The 19,419-nt window shown below is 41.9% G+C and carries 19 protein-coding genes, 4 tRNA genes and 2 pseudogenes; 10 read left to right on the plus strand and 15 right to left on the minus strand.

The features are described from left to right. Positions 1-92: 92 nt before the first annotated feature. From N482_RS11595 to hemA, 15 genes and pseudogenes are all read right to left on the minus strand, one after another. Complete coding sequence (locus tag N482_RS11595) at positions 93-554, minus strand: hypothetical protein (RefSeq protein WP_063377198.1); 462 nt, start codon at positions 552-554, stop codon at positions 93-95. 82 nt (positions 555-636) lie between these two features. Then, positions 637-918 (minus strand): hypothetical protein, encoded by a 282-nt coding sequence (locus tag N482_RS11600; RefSeq protein WP_063377199.1) that lies wholly within the window; start codon positions 916-918, stop codon positions 637-639. A gap of 352 nt (positions 919-1,270) precedes the next feature. Continuing rightward, positions 1,271-1,583, minus strand: a pseudogene (locus N482_RS24315) (IS30 family transposase); the annotation flags it as partial. A gap of 26 nt (positions 1,584-1,609) precedes the next feature. Then, positions 1,610-2,814 (minus strand): annotated as a pseudogene (locus tag N482_RS11605) (IS256 family transposase). A 76-nt stretch (positions 2,815-2,890) separates the two neighbouring features. After that, positions 2,891-3,976: a 23S rRNA (cytidine(2498)-2'-O)-methyltransferase RlmM gene (gene rlmM, locus N482_RS11610; RefSeq protein WP_063377200.1), complete on the minus strand. Its 1,086-nt coding sequence runs from the start codon at positions 3,974-3,976 to the stop codon at positions 2,891-2,893. 16 nt (positions 3,977-3,992) lie between these two features. Then, a complete protein-coding gene (locus tag N482_RS11615) occupies positions 3,993-4,361 on the minus strand; it encodes a DUF423 domain-containing protein (RefSeq protein WP_063377201.1) in 369 nt (122 codons plus the stop codon). Then, the gene (locus N482_RS11620; protein ID WP_063377202.1) at positions 4,354-4,995 is read right to left on the minus strand and encodes an alpha/beta family hydrolase; all 642 of its coding nucleotides are present in this window, start codon (positions 4,993-4,995) and stop codon (positions 4,354-4,356) included. The genes N482_RS11615 and N482_RS11620 overlap by 8 nt, the downstream gene beginning before the upstream one ends. A gap of 13 nt (positions 4,996-5,008) precedes the next feature. After that, complete coding sequence (locus N482_RS11625) at positions 5,009-5,902, minus strand: transcriptional regulator GcvA (RefSeq protein WP_063377203.1); 894 nt, start codon at positions 5,900-5,902, stop codon at positions 5,009-5,011. 96 nt (positions 5,903-5,998) lie between these two features. Beyond that, positions 5,999-6,850, minus strand: a complete 852-nt coding sequence (kdsA, locus tag N482_RS11630; protein WP_063377204.1) for a 3-deoxy-8-phosphooctulonate synthase — start codon at positions 6,848-6,850, stop codon at positions 5,999-6,001. Between the two features lie 458 nt (positions 6,851-7,308). Continuing rightward, positions 7,309-8,112 (minus strand): tetratricopeptide repeat protein, encoded by an 804-nt coding sequence (locus tag N482_RS11635; protein ID WP_063377205.1) that lies wholly within the window; start codon positions 8,110-8,112, stop codon positions 7,309-7,311. A 139-nt stretch (positions 8,113-8,251) separates the two neighbouring features. Continuing rightward, positions 8,252-8,626, minus strand: coding sequence for a SirB2 family protein (locus N482_RS11640; protein WP_063377206.1), 375 nt, complete (start codon positions 8,624-8,626; stop codon positions 8,252-8,254). A gap of 7 nt (positions 8,627-8,633) precedes the next feature. Next, positions 8,634-10,181, minus strand: a complete 1,548-nt coding sequence (locus N482_RS11645; protein WP_063377207.1) for a DUF3369 domain-containing protein — start codon at positions 10,179-10,181, stop codon at positions 8,634-8,636. A 63-nt stretch (positions 10,182-10,244) separates the two neighbouring features. After that, positions 10,245-11,090, minus strand: coding sequence for a peptide chain release factor N(5)-glutamine methyltransferase (gene prmC / locus N482_RS11650; protein ID WP_081227915.1), 846 nt, complete (start codon positions 11,088-11,090; stop codon positions 10,245-10,247). A gap of 1 nt (position 11,091) precedes the next feature. After that, complete coding sequence (gene prfA, locus N482_RS11655; RefSeq protein WP_063377209.1) at positions 11,092-12,177, minus strand: peptide chain release factor 1; 1,086 nt, start codon at positions 12,175-12,177, stop codon at positions 11,092-11,094. A 7-nt stretch (positions 12,178-12,184) separates the two neighbouring features. Beyond that, on the minus strand, positions 12,185-13,441 hold the full coding sequence (hemA, locus tag N482_RS11660) for a glutamyl-tRNA reductase (protein ID WP_063377210.1): 1,257 nt from the start codon (positions 13,439-13,441) through the stop codon (positions 12,185-12,187). Between the two features lie 83 nt (positions 13,442-13,524). Here hemA and lolB point away from each other — a divergent pair, with 83 nt between their 5' ends. The 10 genes from lolB (at position 13,525) to N482_RS11710 (ending at position 19,378) form a co-directional block, all read left to right on the plus strand. Next, entirely contained in the window at positions 13,525-14,115 is a 591-nt protein-coding gene (lolB, locus tag N482_RS11665) for a lipoprotein insertase outer membrane protein LolB (RefSeq protein ID WP_081227917.1), read from the plus strand. Then, positions 14,112-14,966: a 4-(cytidine 5'-diphospho)-2-C-methyl-D-erythritol kinase gene (ispE, locus tag N482_RS11670; RefSeq protein WP_063377212.1), complete on the plus strand. Its 855-nt coding sequence runs from the start codon at positions 14,112-14,114 to the stop codon at positions 14,964-14,966. The genes lolB and ispE overlap by 4 nt, the downstream gene beginning before the upstream one ends. Positions 14,967-15,051: 85 nt before the next feature. Beyond that, entirely contained in the window at positions 15,052-15,999 is a 948-nt protein-coding gene (locus N482_RS11675) for a ribose-phosphate pyrophosphokinase (RefSeq protein WP_063358080.1), read from the plus strand. Between the two features lie 200 nt (positions 16,000-16,199). Next, positions 16,200-16,805, plus strand: a complete 606-nt coding sequence (locus N482_RS11680; protein ID WP_063377213.1) for a 50S ribosomal protein L25/general stress protein Ctc — start codon at positions 16,200-16,202, stop codon at positions 16,803-16,805. Between the two features lie 19 nt (positions 16,806-16,824). Then, positions 16,825-17,409, plus strand: a complete 585-nt coding sequence (gene pth / locus N482_RS11685; protein ID WP_063377214.1) for an aminoacyl-tRNA hydrolase — start codon at positions 16,825-16,827, stop codon at positions 17,407-17,409. Between the two features lie 46 nt (positions 17,410-17,455). Then, positions 17,456-18,547 carry a redox-regulated ATPase YchF gene (gene ychF, locus N482_RS11690; RefSeq protein WP_063377215.1) on the plus strand — a complete coding sequence of 364 codons (1,092 nt, stop codon included), beginning with the start codon at positions 17,456-17,458 and terminating at the stop codon, positions 18,545-18,547. Between the two features lie 316 nt (positions 18,548-18,863). Beyond that, a tRNA-Met gene (locus tag N482_RS11695) sits at positions 18,864-18,940 on the plus strand. 46 nt (positions 18,941-18,986) lie between these two features. After that, positions 18,987-19,071 (plus strand) — tRNA-Leu (locus tag N482_RS11700). Between the two features lie 153 nt (positions 19,072-19,224). Further along, positions 19,225-19,299, plus strand: a tRNA-Gln gene (locus tag N482_RS11705). 2 nt (positions 19,300-19,301) lie between these two features. After that, a tRNA-Met gene (locus tag N482_RS11710) sits at positions 19,302-19,378 on the plus strand. The last annotated feature ends 41 nt before the right edge of the window (positions 19,379-19,419 follow it).

Raw genomic sequence — 19,419 nt, forward strand, 5'->3', positions numbered from 1 at the left:
GTACAAATAACGTTCGTTTTAGCAAGTTCATTATTAAGCCTTTCAATTTTTTTTGATTATTGGAAGCTTCTTTTAATATATAGAAAAGCGCTCTAGTGACTTTCTACTACTGGGCTACCAAGTAGGTCTGTATGAATAAAGATTACTTTTTTATTAAAGGCATAACTTCTTGAAGCAATACCTGTTCCTTTACAAGAGTTGTAATTACATGCTGTTACTCTTAACTGAAAGTAGTCATTGAATGTACTATCAATTGTTACTTGGTTTGAATAAACAACTTTCAAATCAACCCATTGACCTGCACTATTTAAACCTTGAACTAAGTATTTACTTGCATGTTTTATATCGTCCCAAAAGAATGAAACCGTATTACCGCTAACAACTTTGCGCATATTGATAGGTGACGGAAATGTTTCATCAGGAATTAGAGGGATTACAAATGACACGCTGCCATTACTAATTGGTACCCAGGTAGTTGCAGCGAACGAGTTACTTGAATAGCCAATAATTAAAGAAGAAATAATAGGTAAAAACGCCCGTTTTTTAAGAATCAATTTACTCTCCATTTATTAACAAATTACTGTTTTGAAAATCTTAAATATTCGATAATACAATTACCGCTGTCATGATTTTTTCTCACATCAATTTTTTACCGCTTAACTTGGCTGCTAGGATCACAGACATTAGATCAGCTTTATTTCCTTTATCCGGTATTTGAAAAAATAGGTTAGAAATTGCATTACAAGTAAGTTTTTCTTCGTTCCCTGATGTTTGTAAAAGGTTTATCCATGATGATCGAATATAAATTGGTTTAACATCAACAGACCAGCACCCATTTTCATCACAAGCGGCATTAACCAGTGTCGGAACAAAAACGATACCTGCTAAAATAATATTCTTTGTCTTTTTAAAAAACATTTTAACCCCTTACAAAAACCCTTAACTTAAGCGGGTATAAACACCAAACCATTAATAAAAAAGCCAAATTAATGACCACTAGATTTAAATTAAATAAAGAATCTTTTTGTGTATTTAAATACAAAATTAAAGCTTAAGATAAAAACACCTACTTATCATTAAATTGAAGTGGTATGTGGCTATTTCCCCCTATATTCACATATAAACTCGTAGTTTGATGATATTGAATCTATTTCAAAATCCGAATCATGTCCGGTATTGTACCGTAATCAGTTTTATTGCACTCATACCCGTTAGGGTAGCGAAGAACTAAACTCCCGAATTCAACTTCGAAGTGCGACACACTCTAACATCAAGCGGCCATTGTTAACTCTTTTAAAATAACGGCTGGCTGCTTGAACCCTAAACACTTTCTGGAAGGTTGTTAATTCTTGATTGAGCAAACTGAATATACTCATCCGTTACCTGCCTCAAGTCCGTGCCTTTCTTCACATATTGCCTTAACAGACCATTCGCGTTTTCATTTGCCCCCCGCTCCCAAGACCTATATGGGCGGGCAAAATATAGCCAACCTGCTCATGACCTGCTAATTCTCTATCATTGTCGGCGGTGATTGTGTGTACACCGTCTTTAAATGGCATAAGCATCTCTATTGTCGAAGGCGTTCAGAATTCTGTGTCAGCCTAAATAGCTAAATATCTAGCACACTATCTAACCTACTTTCGAAGTGGATGGCTAACTGTGACAATGTCAGGTTCCAGTTGTAAATTGGCATTATCCACTTATTTGCAGTATTCAATATGCCCGCATACAACAATTTCATCAAGCTATTTTCATTCGGGAATGCACCTTTGGTTTTGGTTAATCTCCTAAAATGGCGATGCACAGCTTCAATAGCGTTGGTGGTGTAAATGGCTTTACGTACGTAATCAGGGTATTTGAAGTAAACAGATAGGTTAGACAATTTACGACGCCAAGACTCGATTACGATTGGATATAGACTGCCCCATTTAGCCTCAAGTTCATCCAATGCAACTTCGGCAGCATCTTTGGTCGCTGCATGATAAACAGGCTTTAAATCAGCCATAAACGCTTTTTGGTATTTAGAGGCTACGTACTTCATCGAGTTGCGAATTTGATGAATAACGCATTGCTGAATCTCTGTTTCAGGATAGATAGTACCAATGGCTTCAGGGAAGTCTTTTAGCCCATCAACACAGGCAATTAAAATATCGGATACGCCACGATTGTGTAAATCTGTAAGCTCTGAGAGCCAGTAATTAGCGACTTCACTCTCTGACACGTATAAGCCAAGTAATTCCTTGCGGCCTTCGATATTAATACCGAGTACGGTGTAAACAGCGTTGCTAACGTAGCGACCACTTTCCTTGATTTTATAATGAATGGCATCAAGCCAAATAAACGGATACAGCGCATCAAGGCTGCGAGATTACCAAGCTTTAAGCTCTGGTATTAACTGGTCGGTTATGCCAGTTATAGTGGCTTCTGATATTTCAATGCCGTACATTTCCTGAACGTGGCTGCGAATATCACGATAGCTCATACCAAGCGCAAACATGGATAGAACTTTTTGATCTATTTCAGGCGTTAATTTGGTTTGATTCTTTTTAACAAGTTGCGGTTCAAATGAGCCTGTGCTATCTCCTAGCGTTTCAAGCTCAAATTGGCCTACCGATGATTGAACCGTTTTCTTGCTAGTGCCGTTCTTACGGCTTGGTTGTGGATCAGATTCTAGATGCTGCTCTAGCTCTGCTTTTAAAACAGCTTCGGTTAATTGCTTAATCAGTGTGGTGTTAAAACACTATCTTCACTAGTTAAACCTTTACCAGATTGAAGTTCAGCTAATGCTTTGTTGAAGCCGAAAGATTGAGTCATGTGTCATTCCTATTTTCTTAATAATACTGAAATGACACAGATTTCTAAACACTACCATAAATGCAACAAATTAATATTAACTAAACAAATTTTGCGGCACTTTTAATACCTGAATATGTACGGTTACCTCTTCGCGGTCGTGATACAGATGTTTAGCTTGGAGTTTATAACCGACATTATAATGAGCTAGCTCATCATCGATCAGCTGCAAACACTCATAAACGCTGTCGAAACGTTTTTTCATTGGCAGTTTTAAGTTAAAGATTAATTCCTTAGCAAAGCCGTTAACTATCCAATCAATCATCAACTGAGACACTTTTCTAGGTTTTTCAACCATATCGCACACTAACCAGTCAATGTTGCGTTTTTCTGGGCGGTATTTAAAGCCATCTTCCCTAAAGTGTTTTACTTGCCCTGTTTCCATTAACTTGTCATTCATAGGGCCATTATCGATGGCCGCAACAAACATTCCTCGTCTGACGAGCTGATAAGTCCAGCCACCAGGGCATGCACCTAAGTCAACACCACGCATACCAGGTTGGGCACGCTCTTCTGCCTGCTCCTTGGTTAAAAACACGTTGAAAGCTTCATCAAGTTTCAACGTTGAACGGCTAGGTCCATCGGCCGGCATTTTTAGACGTGGGATCCCCATGAAAAATGGCGAGTTGTTATCACTAAATGAAAAACCGACAAAAGCGGTATCATTAGCAAGAAACAGAACATGTAAAACAGGTTTTTGCGGTTTTACACTGCGTGTTAGCTTATTTTGTTTTTCTAGTGACTTCGCTAATGGGGTAGAGATTTTTTTACAAAACTTAGAAAGCTCTTTGCCCTCATTCGTATCTGGGGTCTCAACTCTTAGATCGCCACACAAAGGAAAATCTGCAACACATTGCTTTATCTCGCCAACGCGATCTTCCTGTGGCATTTTAGACAAAAGAGTGCCAGCAAACCACTGCCTTGCAAACACTAAACTTTTGAAATCGATTTGTTTGACCAGTCTCTCTGCATCTTCTTTTGCAAAGCACTCAAAAGAAACAAATCCAGTATTGGGCTTTGCTTTTACATAGCCTGCTACACCTTGTAGCTGAGCATGATGATTGATTTCAGCGGCAGCGTCATTTTCAAACCCACTACGACAATAAATTACAACACTCGACATTTAAAATGATCCCAAATTAAAATGATTGCTTAGCTGATTTATAAATTATTACCAGCCAACCAAAAATAAAACACATTCCACCCATTGGCGTGATTGGGCCTAACCATTTAGCACCGGTTAACGCCAACAGGTAAAGGCTACCACTAAATAGCATTATACCAGCTATAAACAGGTAACCAGCCCATTTCATTTGCAAACCCCATTTTAGCAAAAACGCCACCACAATAATCGCCAAACCATGTGTCATCTGATATTCAGCTGCTGTCTTAAATATACCTACCGCATATTCACTGACATGGTGCTTCAGACCATGCGCTGCAAACGCGCCTAGTGCGACAGACAACATGCAAAATGTACTACCAATGATTAAAAATAGTTTAGCCATTACATATGCCCTGAATAAACTGAATCGTACCATCCGCTGCCGTTTGTCGGTTCTGTTGCTCTGTAACGCCACTTGCCTTGCGTGGCTTTAACGAGTGATCTCCATCAGGCAACCAAACGAATTGTGGCGTCTTATCAAAAGACAAATCTGAGATTTCGCTCTTTGTTCCAAACGTATCTCTTTCACCTTGTAAGACTAAAAAAGGGCAAGAGATATCACCAAAATGCTCAATTCTCAACTTTTCTGGTTTCCCCGGAGGGTGGAATGGATAGCCATATGCAATCACACCACATACAGGTACTTGTGTCTCACATGCCAGCATAGAAGCCATTCGACCGCCCATTGACTTACCACCAATGAATAACGGCAGGTCACTATCTAATTGAGATAACACCTGCGCATATCGACTTAACAATTTTGGCGCTCTGTCTGGTGGGCGCTTTTTATTTTGTGCTTTGGCAGTTTCCATATACTCGAAATCAAACAAAGCTACATTTATTCCAGCCAATGACAGCTTTTTAGCCATATCTTGCATAAAGTCTGAATCGCTCCCGGCTCCTGCTCCATGTGCAAAAACAAACTGAGCTATTGGCGACTTTGCGTCGAACCACTGTATTGCGACGGTTTCTGTCATCTTAACCTTCTTTTTATATCTGCTCTTGCTCTACCATCGAGAGCATCCAGTCCTTAAAAGAGACAATTTTACCCAGCTCAGCTTGGGATTCACGACATATTAAGTAGTATGCATTTTTACTTTCCAAACTGTGACTAAACGGAATGACTAATCGACCGGCATCTAAATCAGGTTTGGCGAGTACGCTGTTGCCTAACGCAACCCCCTGCCCGTGCACAGCAGCTTGCAGCACCATTGAGGAGTGACTAAAAATAGGACCCGTATTGGCTGGCACATTTCGTACACCCGCCGTTTTTAACCAAGCTTTCCATGAGCGGCGTGTGGTATCGTGCAACAAATTATGGTTGGCAAGGTCGTTCGGAGTGTCAAGCGGCTTTGGGCCATTTAAAAGTAACGGACTACACAGTGGCACCAAGTATTCTGTGTGTAATTTGTGGGTCTGCACCCCACTCCAATTGCCTCGACCATAGTATATAGCCACGTCCACATCGTCCGTAAGTGAGTTTTCATCTAAATCTTGCGCTTTGATACGCACATCGATTTCAGGGAACAACTCATTGAATTTACTTAACCTAGGAACTAGCCATTGAATCGCAAAACTTGGCGTTAAACTCACCGTCAATGAACCTTTGGCTCCTCGGGCAAGCAGCTTCTCCGTCGCGTCAATCAATTGAGAAAAGATGTCTTTTATATCTAAAAAATAGCCCTGCCCTTCTTCTGTTAGCAGCAATGAGCGATTTTTTCTCAAGAAAAGCTTTAACCCTAAATGCTCTTCTAATGTTTTTATTTGATGGCTTATCGCAGCCTGTGTAACAAACAGCTCTTCAGCAGCTTTGGTAAAACTCAGGTGCCTAGCTGCTGCTTCAAACGCTTTTAAAGCATTCAGCGGTGGTAACCTTCTCGACATAGCAGGACGCCTTTACATGTATTTAAAGTCGGGGTTATTTTGAACTGAAGCGTAACTTTGCTTCTTTATAGTTACGCTGAGCCTAATACAATCAGCTTAAAGGCTGGCACTCGTATCGAGAGGTTCAAAGCTCTTTACCAGTTCATCTACCGATTTCATTTGCGTCAGGTATCCTTCCAATTTAGCCAATGGAAGTGCACAAGGACCGTCGCATTTAGCAACATTTGGATCCGGGTGAGCTTCAATGAAAAGACCAGCTAAGCCAAGCGCTATACCACTGCGCGCTAACTCTGCTGCTTGTGCTCGACGACCATCAGCTGAGTCTGCTCGGCCACCAGGGCGTTGTAATGCATGAGTTGCATCAAAAATAACAGGGGCCATATGCTTCATGTCATCCATGCCCAGCATATCTACAACCAAGTTATTGTAACCAAAGCTGCTACCGCGCTCACATAGAATCACCTTGTCATTACCAGCTTCATTAATTTTCTTAATGATGTGACGCATTTCGTGAGGTGCTAGGAATTGTGGTTTTTTTACATTGATAACAGCATCCGTTTTCGCCATCGCCACAACCAAGTCTGTCTGTCTAGCCAAGAATGCTGGTAATTGAATTACATCCGCAACCTCTGCCACAGGTGCAGCTTGGAAAGGTTCATGTACATCAGTAATCACAGGCACGTTAAAGGTACGTTTAATCTCTTCAAAGATTTTTAACCCTTCTTCCATACCTGGACCGCGATATGAATTGATTGAAGAGCGATTCGCCTTGTCAAATGATGCTTTGAATACATAGGGAATATTCAACTTTGAAGTCACTTCAACATAGTGTTCAGCGATTTGCATAGCTAAATCTCTCGACTCCAAAACATTCATACCACCAAAAAGTACAAATGGCTTATCGTTAGCAACTTCGGTTGTTCCAACTTTTATTATTTGTGTATTCATATTCAATTCCAAATTTAACTAGATACGCTGAAAGGGTTTATCACTCCATCCAACATATTTTGTATACGTTCAGCAAGGTTTAGCTCTTTTACATAACAGCTTGTCCATAACGCAATTAAACCATGCCAATACTTAAATCGTTAATTATATCTTAAACTTGTGGTAATAAATGGGTGGGATACTAAGTTTAGTGAGCACTTTGCGAGTCTCAAATGCTATAAAAATAAGCCTTGATAGAAATTTACGTCTCACCAGTAAACACACTATCAATGTTGATGTGAGAACAGTATTTTGCAAAGTGCAGTCCACATACAAACACATCAACCTTTATCACCGATAATATTACCACCCTTTAGAGGATATAATTTAACGGTCACTTTGACTACTCACTGATAGTCGATATATGGACTCAAACTTTTACTTTTTTACTATATATTTGCGTATGCTCACGCATTGCGTTAGTGCAAAATATTATTGTGATCTGCAAGCTCTTCAATTTGGCTTTGAATGATGTCTATTGTAGGGTCATCTGGGCATTCATCGACAAAGTACTGTAGATCATCTTTTGCCATTTTTGGGCAATTAAGTTGATTTAGTAGATAGCCTCGGTCTCGCCTTTCATATGGGTCATCACCCAATAGTTCCATAAGTAGCTCAACACAGCTTAAAGCGTGACTGAATTTTTCCGCAGCAATAAAAGACCATTTTTGTTGAGCTAAATATAGTTTGAATGCCTCTTCGCCTATGATTAGCTCCATAGGTTCTTGATCTTTTTCCTCACCATTTTCAGGTGTAATATACCAAGATTGTTGTCCGGAGCTTGGGTCAATGACGTAACCTTCTTCGCTGCTTAAAGCAACATGTACTATCACTTCGCTTTCCAAGAGCGCAACTGTTGCGTTAAACCCTGCTCGCTCTAATAAATGGGTTAATAATAAAGCAAGTGCGGTGCTAGTTCCGCTGCGCATTTTCAGTACATAGCCAATATTATTGAGCAAATATTCTGGTACTTTTTGTCCTGTGCCACTAAATACCCATTTGGTGTAAAAGGTATCTAACAGTAAATCAACCCGTTTGTGTAAATCTTTTTCTTTTACACTCATATCGTCAATAGATAATTCAAGCTCGGCAAGCAAACACAGAGTCTGCTCAGTATCAGCCTGTGCATCCCAACGTTGCTCAGCATAAATACTTCGAAGCAATGCAGGAACTGAATAATTCATGCCTAACTCTTGTTGTTCATCAAACCAGATATCTGTCATAGACTGTACTGCTAACCCATGTGTAAATAATAAGGACGTAGTGTAACACTTTTTAAGGCATACCCAAGTGCTATTTTTGGCAGGTACCATGTGAACTGGAAGCATACAGCTCACACGGTAGTTTATTTTTGGACCCTAACTATAAAATAAAGGCGTTTTTAGTCCCTGCAAGATAGCCTATCGCAGCGATGATGGCTGTTGCGCCAATCAGCGCACCTATTTGTTTGGACTTGTGGGTAGACTTTGCAATCACGAGTCCCAACCCTATATAGCCAAATACCAAAATTATTTTTTCTAATAACCACGGTTGTGAGGTCGGCGTTAACCCAGCCATAACAGCAAGGTAAATAGCAGAGATCAATAATAGAGTGTCAGTCCCGTGACTGACTATGAATACGGCTTTTTTACCAGCAAGCTTGCCCGATACCAAACGAGATATTGAGCGAGTATAAAACAATGCCACACTAAGAATTGCAAAAGCCATATGCGTATGTTTTAAAGCGATATAGTCCACATCAACCTCACGATTTATCTGGGAAGCGAGCTAGAATCGCTTCTAAGTCGTCAATAGTATTGTTGAACACTGCAACCAACTTAGGGTCGAAATGTTTGCCACTTTGGTTGTTAATCTCTTCGATAACCTCGGGTAGGTCCCACGCCTCTTTGTAGCAACGGCGGTGCCTTAAAGCATCATACACGTCGGCAAGTGCGACTATACGACCAAAAATATGAATTTCTTCACCTTTTATGCCTTTCGGGTAGCCTGTGCCATCCCACTTTTCATGATGATCTCGTGCAATTAGCGCACCTGCATTGACAATCTCTCTTCTTGAATCGCGTAACAATTGGTAGCCTTTTTTAGCATGCGTTTGCATCACTTGCCATTCAGCTTCATCGAGTTTGGCAGGCTTATTTAAAATCGCATCCGGAATACCAACTTTACCAACATCATGCAGTGGAGACGCTATTCTCACAAGGTCAGCTTCTCTGTTACCCAAGCCATAACCTACAGCAAGTGCATGGCAAATATGTGCAACTCGCTTAACATGATTGCCCGAATCCGTTGAGCGAAGCTCCAACGCTTCACTCAGGCGGTATACTAGCTCTTGCTGGGTATCTTCAATTTCTGCTTGAAGTTGTACATTTTCGTAGGCCAACTGTACGTTTTGCGAGAAGATTTCAATTAAATGTTTTTGCGTATCAGTTAAGAACTCAGGGATCCCAGAGACAAACAACATAGAGGCATGGTTGTATTCACTTGAACAGTAAGAGAATAAATAGTTGTCTTTATATACGATAGTTTTCTCATTCAGTGCTTTTTTACAAGCCTGATATTGCTCATCATTGAGTACATCTTCAATTGGCTTGCCTTCACATTTTTCAAACTCACCTCGACCGGTAAATACAATTAAGTTTTCACCGCATGTATCAGGCTCATTGCTTGCAACTAGCGACGTGGCGTACATAGCCTCATCAACAGTCCCTAACAGCGAAGTGAGTTGTTGCATAACCCCTTCGATAAACTGCTCAATCGAGTGTGTGGCGAAAATGTCTCTAGACGCTGTAATGATTTTCTCTAGCCCTTGACGAGACTGATCAATAGAGAGGATATCGCGGTATGAACGCAAACTCGACATAACGACAGTGAAAAGTTTTTGAGCAGTGAGCTCTGTTTTTGACTTGTAGTCGTTAATATCATAATTGACGATTACTTGTCGCTCAGGCGCCTGCCCTGGTTGGCCGGTACGCAAAATAATACGTATATTGTTGTTCTTGGCCGTTTCACGGATATACTGAGCGACTTTTAATCCCGCATCATCTGTTTCCATTACAACGTCAAGTAACACGATAGCTGCGTCGGGGTGATCCATGACAACTTGCTTGGCTTCCTCCCCTGAATACGCACTCAAAAACTCAAGTTTCTTCTTTTGAAATTCAAAGTCGCTCAGAGCAAGTTTAGTCACTGCGTGCACTTCGGGCTCATCGTCAACTATTATTACTTTCCAACTGCCACTTTGTTCGGTTTCAGTGACATCGGTCGGCTCATCTGAAAACAAAAAATCATCCATATAGAGTCCTTAACGCTTGTTTCGACGCTCGCTAATTTAAAAAATTTTACTGCATTCTATGCATCATTGTAACTTTTGTGCCAATGTTACTCTGTCACAGCCTGCCATATCTTTTATTGTAAGTATATTGCCATACCCCATTTGTGCAAAAATCTCTTGCACACCCGCACCTTGATCATACCCATGTTCTACCATGATATACCCTCCTGCCATCAGATAATCGAGTGCATTTTTAGCAATGTGACGTATATCCGCATAACCTTGTTCAGGAGCCACGAGTGCCGAAAGCGGCTCGAAACGAACATCACCCTGTGATAAGTTAATATCGTCCTCTTCTATATACGGAGGGTTGCTCACAATCAGATCAAAGTGCTGCTTTGGTACATTGGCAAACCAATCACTTTGTAAAATAGTTGCATTAGTAATGCCCAATCGCTGCTGGTTTTTCTTCGCGAGTAAAACTGCATCATCAGAATAATCAACTGCCCATAACTGCCATCTTGGCATTTCTGACGCCAGCGATAATGCAATAGCACCAGTACCAGTGCCTAAGTCAAGTACACATGTATCAATGGGAAGGTCTAACGCTAATGCCTGCTCCACAAGCGTCTCAGTGTCAGGGCGAGGGATCAGGGTGCTATTATTTACGTAAAAGGGCAAGCTCCAAAATTCTCGCTCACCTGTCAGGTGTGCAACAGGGAGCCCCTCACAACGCTGTTCCACCATTGCCTTAAATTGTGCATATTGCTGTTCAGATAATTCAACTTCTGGCCAAGTGAACAAATAACTACGAGGTTTCTCCAAAACGTGAAGTAAAAGCACTTCAGCATCAAGTTTAGGGGAGTCAGAGAGGGCCGTTAATAACTGTGTAGCCCAAGCAATCGCTTGGGCATTCGACGGACAGGTCACGTTAATCGTCACCCATTGCCGCGAGTAAGTCGGCTTGGTGTTCAATTAGAAGAGGATCAATAATCGCTCCAAGTTCACCACTGACCACTTCGTTTAATCTATATAAGGTCAGGTTGATACGGTGATCCGTGATACGGCCTTGAGGATAATTGTATGTACGGATTCGCTCTGAACGGTCACCACTACCTACTAGGTTTCGACGCTCGCTTGCTTCAGCAGCTTGACGCTTTTCATCTTCAGCTTGCTGTAGTCGCGCACCAAGTACAGAAAGTGCTTTTGCACGGTTCTTATGCTGTGAACGTTCATCCTGACATTCAACAACGACACCCGTTGGGATATGCGTAATACGAATCGCAGAATCTGTTTTGTTAACGTGCTGACCACCTGCGCCTGATGCTCTGAATGTGTCTACTTTCAGATCTGATGGGTTGATCTCGATTGCTTCTGCTTCCGGGATTTCAGCCATCACAGCAACCGTACACGCAGAGGTATGCACACGGCCTTGCGATTCAGTCTCTGGTACACGTTGTACACGGTGCGCGCCCGATTCAAACTTCAGTTTGCCGTAAACGCCATCACCTTTGATATTCGCGATGACTTCTTTGTATCCGCCATGTTCGCCTTCATTTGCACTGACAACTTCAACTTGCCATTTTTGAGTCTCAGCATAACGGCTATACATTCTGAATAGGTCACCAGCAAAAATCGCTGCTTCATCACCACCTGTACCTGCACGCACTTCAAGAAAAACGTTATTATCGTCTTTAGGGTCCTTTGGTAGCATAAGTACTTGCAATTGATCTTCTAGCTCTGAAATCGCTGCTTTTGCTTCTTTATACTCTTCTTGGGCCATTTCGCGCATATCTGGATCAGAGTCCTTCAGCATTTCTTCTGCTGTTGCAACGTCTTCTTGTGCTTGCTGATAAGCGGTAAATGTTTTTACGACATCTTCTAACTCTGAGTACTCTTTAGAAAGTGCACGAAATCGGTTCTGATCGCCAATCACTTCTGGATCGCCCAGCATCGCCTCCACTTCTTCATGACGTTCTACTAAGCATTCTAACTTACGATAGACAGACTCTTTCATCTAAATTTTATTCCTGTTCAATACCTAATGCCTGCTTTAGCAATACCAATCGCTCAGTATCGCCCGCTTTTGCTGCTTTTTGAATGGCATGCGTAGGGGCGTGAGTTAGTCGATTGGTTAACTTGTTTGCTAGCTCAAGCAAGACTTTTTCTGAATCTTTACCCGATTGTAGCTGATTTACAGCCTTTTCCACGAGCTCTATTTTTATTTCTTGTGCCGAGGTCCTGTACTGACGAATGACGTCAACAGATTTTAACGAGCGCAGCCAGTCTGCGAACTCTCGCGTTTTCTCGTCAATAATATCCTGCGCTTGCTTGGCAGCCTGCTCTCGGCTTGCAATATTTTCGTTTACGATTGCCTGTAAATCATCAACCGTATAGAGATATGCTGCATCCAGCTCATTCACTTGGCTTTCAATATCTCTTGGCACCGCAATATCAACAAACAACATAGGGCGGTATTTACGTCTTTTGAGGGCCTGTTCAACCACACCTTTACCAATGATAGGCAAGGTGCTAGCAGTAGAACTGATCACAATATCTGCATGATGTAATTCATCTGGTAACTGTGCCAATGAAATCACATCCCCATCAATCTCTTGCGCCAAATTTTTAGCTCGTTCAATGGTGCGATTGGCCACAGTAATATGTTGCGGGTGATGTTGAGATAAGTGTTTGGCCACTAATTCGATGGTTTCACCTGCACCAATCAGTAACACTTTGGTTTTATCTAACTTGCCATAGATATGCTTTGCTAGGTTCACCGCAGCATATGCTACCGAAACGGCACTCGCACCAATGTCTGTTTCTGTGCGAACTTGCTTGGCTACCGAGAATGTTTTTTGAAACAAACGCTCAAACATCGGTTGGATTACATGATGCACTTTAGAGCTGCTGTAAGCTTGTTTAATCTGGCCAAGGATCTGTGGTTCACCTAGCACCAAAGAATCTAAACCACATGCCACGCGCATTAAATGGTTTACCGCATCTTGGTTTTGATGAATATACACATTCTCTGCAAGCTCTTGCTCTTCGATACAATGAAATTCAGCAAGCCAACTGAGTAGTGCTTGGGAATTATCTTGGTCGACGCTACAATAGATTTCGGTACGGTTACAGGTAGACACAATCACAGATTCATGAAACTCTGATAGTTTATTAAGCTGCTCCAAAGCTCTAGACAATTGCTCTGGTGAAAATGCGACTTTTTCACGTAATTCAACTGAAGCGGTTTTGTGATTAATACCTAGTGCGATGATGGTCATAAATGCCAGTGTTGCCCGAGCCCTGCTTTAAAGCGGCCAATTTTACCAAAAATCAACCGAATATGGAAAGTAAGGAACCCCATTTGAAACAAATTCATTTGATTTTGCTCATGTTTTTTTTATTTCTAGGTGGATGTGCGCAGTCGCCTAAGAGCCCAGTTCAGGGACAAGCAACCCTGAACTCCCTAAATAAGTTCGACCTCTGGCAAGCGCGAGGCAAAATTGCCTTTATATCCAGCGATGATCGTCAGTCCGTTAATTTTAATTGGCAATTAAAAAACAACAAGCAAGCATTAACGTTATCTAGCTTTATCGGTACTCAAGTATTAAAAATGACTGAGTTCGCGCACCACAGTGAAATTATCGTGGATGGTAAACCTTATGCCGGACCAGAGAGTGGCCCATTAATTGAGCGCATTAGCGGTTGGCAGCTACCGATAAAACAGGCGCCAAACTGGTTTACTGCGACTCGGTTAGATAATCAATATGAAACTGATAGCAACGGAAATATTAAACAAGCTAGCTGGCAGGACGAACAAGGCAAGCTATGGACAATCAAATATCAACGATATCGTAACTTTAATGGGCTAACATTGCCTGCACGGCTAACACTTTCACATCAAGATATATCAATAAAAATTCAAATCAACGCATGGCATTTTGATACACAATGAGCAGATTAACACTAACAGCACCAGCCAAATTAAACTTGTTTCTCCATATTAATGGTAGAAGAGACGATGGTTATCACGAACTCGAAAGCCTCTTCACTCTGTTAGACTTTGGTGACGAACTAACATTTCAATTGATTGAAGCTGACACTATCGATATAACTGGTGATGTAAACGGAATTCCAAAAGAAGACAACTTAATCTACAAAGCGGCGATGTCTTTAATAACATACCGAACGGTGAAAAAAGGTGTAACTGTACATTTAACTAAACACTTACCCATGGGCGGAGGAGTTGGTGGGGGTTCATCAGATGCTGCAACGACTTTGCTTGCGCTCAATATATTGTGGAATTGTCAATTATCATTAGCTGAATTAGCAAATATTGGTTTACAACTCGGTGCCGATGTACCTGTATTCATCAATGGGAAAACATCTTTAGCTCAGGGGGTTGGAGAAGAATTAACCACTTTTGAACAAGCCGAGAAATGGTTCCTCGTAATCGCTCCAGACGTGCATGTCAGCACTGCAAAAATCTTCACGGATCCGGCTTTACCACGCAATACACCCAAACTAAAATCACCGTGGAGTATGACCGAAACACGTAATGACTGTGAAGAGTTGGTTAAAAAGCTTTACCCCGAGGTTGAAAAGACCCTGACGTGGTTGCTAAAATATGCGCCGTCAAGAATGACTGGAACTGGAAGTTGCTGCTTTGCCACATTTGATGACGAGCAAACAGCACAGCGTGTACTCCAAGATATACCATGTTCTTGGCAAGGCTTTGTAGCAAAAAGTGCAAGTGAATCGATTACTCACAAGCAACTCGCTACGTGGCTAAACAAAGAGAAGTAAATTAGTTTAAGTTAGCCTGTATTGACTGTGCTATTTAAAGTCTTTGCATGTTAGTCCAAAAATTCAGTGCCTGAGGAACCCTACCGTGCCCGACATGAAGCTCTTCGCTGGTAACGCAACACCCGAGCTAGCTCAAAAAGTTGCAAAACGTTTATTTATCGAGTTAGGTGATGCCGTTGTAGGCCGTTTTAGTGACGGTGAGATCAGCGTTCAAATCAATGAAAATGTACGTGGTTCAGACGTCTTTATTATTCAATCAACTTGTGCCCCAACAAACGATAACCTTATGGAACTTATCGTTATGGTTGATGCACTACGCCGTGCTTCTGCTGGTCGTATAACAGCAGTGATCCCATACTTTGGCTATGCACGTCAAGACCGCCGCGTTCGTTCAGCACGTGTGCCAATCACTGCGAAAGTGGTAGCAGACTTCCTATCAAGTGTAGGTGTTGACCGCGTTTTAACTGTGGATCTACATGCAGAACAAATTCAAGGGTTCTTCGATGTCCCTGTAGACAACGTATTTGGTAGCCCTGTGCTTATCGAAGACATGAAAGAGCGTGATTTCGATGACGTTGTTGTTGTATCACCAGACATCGGTGGCGTTGTGCGTGCACGTGCTATTGCGAAGCTTCTTGACGATAAAGACCTTGCGATCATCGACAAGCGTCGTCCACAAGCGAACGTTTCTCAAGTCATGCACATTATTGGTGACGTAGAAGGTCGTGACTGTATCATCGTTGACGACATGATCGACACCGGTGGTACGTTATGTAAAGCGGCCGCGGCACTTAAAGAGCACGGCGCTAAGCGTGTATTTGCGTATGCTACTCACCCAGTGCTTTCTGGCAACGCAGCTGAAAACCTACGTAACTCTGTAATTGACGAAGTAATTGTGACTGACTCAATTCCATTGTCAGACGAATTACGCGCACTTGATAAGGTTAAAGTATTAACCTTAGCTGACATGATGGCTGAAACAATCCGCCGTATCAGCAACGAAGAATCAATTTCAGCAATGTTTGAACACTAATTCATTGCATGAATAAATAAAAAAGCACCAATCGGTGCTTTTTTATTGTCCTAATGGTTTTAATCTAACCATGATAGTGCTATATTAGCGCGCCTTTTTTACCTATTGGGCCTACAATTTGTGAGCTTGATTGGTTTTAGCCAGAAGACTTGGTCGCGAGTTTTCTGACGTTATTAACTTTTAAATATTTGGAGACAGTTATGTCACAATACGTTTTAGACGCTGAAGTACGCGTAGAATTAGGTACTGGTGCGAGCCGCCGCCTACGTCGCGCTGAGAAAGTTCCTGCAATCCTTTACGGTGCGGGTAAAGAAGTTGTTTCTCTTACTCTTGATCACAATAAAGTGATCCACATGCAAGAAGACGAAGGTTTCTACACTCACATCCTTACGCTAAACATCGGCGGTGAGTCTGTTGAAGCTATCGTTAAAGACATCCAGCGTCACCCTTACAAGCCTAAGATCACTCACTTAGACTTCCAACGTGTTGACGCTTCTCAGAAGATCCACACAAAAGTACCTGTACACTTCATCAACGAAGAAGCTGCAACTAAAGGCGGTAACACTGTTGCACACCACGTAACAGAAATCGAAATCACTTGTCTACCAGCTCAACTTCCTGAGTTCGTAGAAATTGATGTTGCTGCTATCGAAGTAGGTGCAACTGTACACCTTTCTGACGTTGCTTTACCTGCAGGTGTTGTTTCAGTAGAACTAGCTAAAGGTGCGGACCACGACCAAGCTGTTGTTACTTTGAACGCTCCTAAAGGCGCTGCTTCTGAAGAAGCTGAAGAAGCAGCTGAGTAATTTTTAAGGTGTTAACACCTTGAATAATATTCAAATGCTTGTGGGCCTGGCTAATCCAGGCCCCGAATATGCAAACACTCGTCACAATGCCGGTGCGTGGTTCATAGAAGAACTGGCAAAGCGCTATAATTGCGTCCTCAAACCTGACTCAAAGTACCATGGCCTAACGGGCAAAGTACTTATCAACAATACAGAATTTAAATTGCTTATTCCGACCACTTATATGAATTTGAGTGGCAAAGCAGTCTCTAGCCTTGCAAACTTTTTTAAAATTCCAGCTGAAAACATCCTTGTCGCACATGACGAGATGGATATGGATCCGGGAGTCGCCAAAATTAAAAAAGGTGGTGGCCACGGTGGACATAACGGCTTGAAAGACATTATTTCAAAGCTTGGCAATAATAAAGAGTTTATGCGCTTGCGAATAGGCATAGGTCACCCAGGCCACAGAGATAAAGTGACTGGTTGGGTGCTTGGTAAAGCGCCGAAAGCCGACCAAGAAAAGATCGATGCTGTTGTTGATGAAGCGGTTCGCTGCATGGAAATTTTAGCGAAAGACGGTGTGTTAAAAGCACAAAACAGACTACATTCATTTAAGCCGTAAGACTTATTTATACGGCAACAATTTGATTAACTGAAGGTTCAAAATTATGGGTTTTAAATGTGGCATTGTGGGTTTACCAAACGTTGGTAAATCAACCCTATTTAATGCATTAACTAAAGCGGGGATCGAAGCCGCAAACTTTCCGTTTTGTACAATCGAACCAAACACAGGCGTTGTTGCCGTTCCGGACTCGCGTCTAGATCAACTGGCTGCGATTGTTAATCCGCAAAAAACCATTGCAACCACAATGGAGTTTGTTGATATCGCGGGTTTAGTTAAGGGCGCTTCACAAGGTGAAGGCTTGGGTAACCAATTCCTTGCCAATATTCGTGAAACTGATGCCATTGGCCATGTTGTCCGCTGTTTTGAAGATGAAAACATCGTACACGTATCAGGTCAGGTAAACCCTGCCGATGATATAGACGTTATCAACACCGAGCTTGTTTTGGCAGATATGGAAGCAGCAGATCGTGCAGCACAACGCAATGCTAAAAAAGCAAAAGGCGGCGATAAAGAAGCTAAATTCCAGAACGAAGTGCTAGAAAAAGTGAAAGCACACCTTGATGAAGGCTTTACACTTCGTTCTTTAGAGCTAACTAAAGAAGAACTAGTTGCAATTAAGCCGCTTAACTTCTTGACCATTAAGCCTACAATGTATATCGCAAACGTAACTGAAGATGGTTTTGAAAATAATCCATTCTTAGATAAAGTGCGTGAAATTGCAGAAGCTGAAGACGCAGTTGTTATTCCTGTATGTGCTGCGATTGAGTCTGAGCTTTCTGAACTTGAAGAAGAAGACAAGTTGGAATTCATGGCTGATCTTGGTCTTGAAGAGCCAGGTCTAAACCTCGTTATTCGTGGCGGCTACGAGCTACTTAAGTTACAAACTTACTTTACAGCTGGTGTTAAAGAAGTTCGAGCTTGGACTATTCCTGTTGGTGCAACGGCACCACAAGCTGCTGGTAAGATCCACACAGACTTTGAACGAGGCTTTATTCGTGCACAAACTATTGGCTTTGACGACTATATTGAGTATCAGGGCGAAAGTGGTGCAAAAGACGCAGGTAAAATGCGCCAAGAAGGTAAAGATTACATCGTAAAAGATGGCGATGTAATGAACTTCCTATTCAACGTATAAACGTTCAGTAATACGTATATCAAAAAAGCTCCTTTTTATGGAGCTTTTTTCGTCTTTAAGCACACTAAAACCCTTCCTTGCAAAAAATCACACTTACTTCAACCTTCCACTCTCTAATGAAGCGATAATTTCTTAGTACTTCTTATCAATCTAGTTTGTACTTTTAGATTTGTTTTGGTATAAAAACAGGCCGTTTCGCTTAATTTATCTGCAAACAATCTGTGATACGAGATTTTTTCAAAAAAGGTGTTGACGGCATGGGGGCATATACGCATAATACGCCCCGCACCAGCGATGGTGATAAATGAAAAGGCATGGCTATGTAGCTCAGCTGGTTAGAGCACATCACTCATAATGATGGGGTCCCCTGTTCAAATCAGGGCATAGCCACCATGTTTTTTCAAGTTGATTAGCAACTTTAAAACTAACTACCTGATGTGCGGAAGTGGCGGAATTGGTAGACGCGCTGGATTTAGGTTCCAGTATCTTCGGATGTGAGAGTTCAAGTCTCTCTTTCCGCACCAAGTTCTCGATAAGAACTAAAATAATCGTTCCGTTGGAGTATCGTCTCGACACGACGTGGAAGCGGTAAGGACTGAAGAGAGAGGTTTTAATCTCTTACTCATCCACCCCCAGATTCAAATCCTGGGACCAACAAATCAGATTTGAAGTTTCGTTGGAGTATCGCCAAGCGGTAAGGCAGCGGGTTTTGATCCCGCCATTCCCAGGTTCAAATCCTGGTACTCCAGCCAATGGCTATGTAGCTCAGCTGGTTAGAGCACATCACTCATAATGATGGGGTCCCCTGTTCAAATCAGGGCATAGCCACCATTTTCTTTATAAGAAAATACATGCGGAAGTGGCGGAATTGG

The organism is Pseudoalteromonas luteoviolacea NCIMB 1942, assembly GCF_001625595.1.
GTDB classification, from domain to species: Bacteria; Pseudomonadota; Gammaproteobacteria; order Enterobacterales; family Alteromonadaceae; genus Pseudoalteromonas; species Pseudoalteromonas luteoviolacea_A.

What these genes read in the sequence shown, in the direction of transcription:
- N482_RS11600 (WP_063377199.1), bottom strand. Translation starts at nt 918, where the DNA reads ATGTTTTTTAAAAAGACAAAGAATATTATTTTAGCAGGTATCGTTTTT.
- rlmM (WP_063377200.1), bottom strand. Translation starts at nt 3,976, where the DNA reads ATGTCGAGTGTTGTAATTTATTGTCGTAGTGGGTTTGAAAATGACGCT.
- N482_RS11615 (WP_063377201.1), bottom strand. Translation starts at nt 4,361, where the DNA reads ATGGCTAAACTATTTTTAATCATTGGTAGTACATTTTGCATGTTGTCT.
- N482_RS11620 (WP_063377202.1), bottom strand. Translation starts at nt 4,995, where the DNA reads ATGACAGAAACCGTCGCAATACAGTGGTTCGACGCAAAGTCGCCAATA.
- N482_RS11625 (WP_063377203.1), bottom strand. Translation starts at nt 5,902, where the DNA reads ATGTCGAGAAGGTTACCACCGCTGAATGCTTTAAAAGCGTTTGAAGCA.
- kdsA (WP_063377204.1), bottom strand. Translation starts at nt 6,850, where the DNA reads ATGAATACACAAATAATAAAAGTTGGAACAACCGAAGTTGCTAACGAT.
- N482_RS11635 (WP_063377205.1), bottom strand. Translation starts at nt 8,112, where the DNA reads ATGACAGATATCTGGTTTGATGAACAACAAGAGTTAGGCATGAATTAT.
- N482_RS11645 (WP_063377207.1), bottom strand. Translation starts at nt 10,181, where the DNA reads ATGGATGATTTTTTGTTTTCAGATGAGCCGACCGATGTCACTGAAACC.
- prfA (WP_063377209.1), bottom strand. Translation starts at nt 12,177, where the DNA reads ATGAAAGAGTCTGTCTATCGTAAGTTAGAATGCTTAGTAGAACGTCAT.
- hemA (WP_063377210.1), bottom strand. Translation starts at nt 13,441, where the DNA reads ATGACCATCATCGCACTAGGTATTAATCACAAAACCGCTTCAGTTGAA.
- ispE (WP_063377212.1), top strand. Translation starts at nt 14,112, where the DNA reads ATGAGCAGATTAACACTAACAGCACCAGCCAAATTAAACTTGTTTCTC.
- N482_RS11680 (WP_063377213.1), top strand. Translation starts at nt 16,200, where the DNA reads ATGTCACAATACGTTTTAGACGCTGAAGTACGCGTAGAATTAGGTACT.
- ychF (WP_063377215.1), top strand. Translation starts at nt 17,456, where the DNA reads ATGGGTTTTAAATGTGGCATTGTGGGTTTACCAAACGTTGGTAAATCA.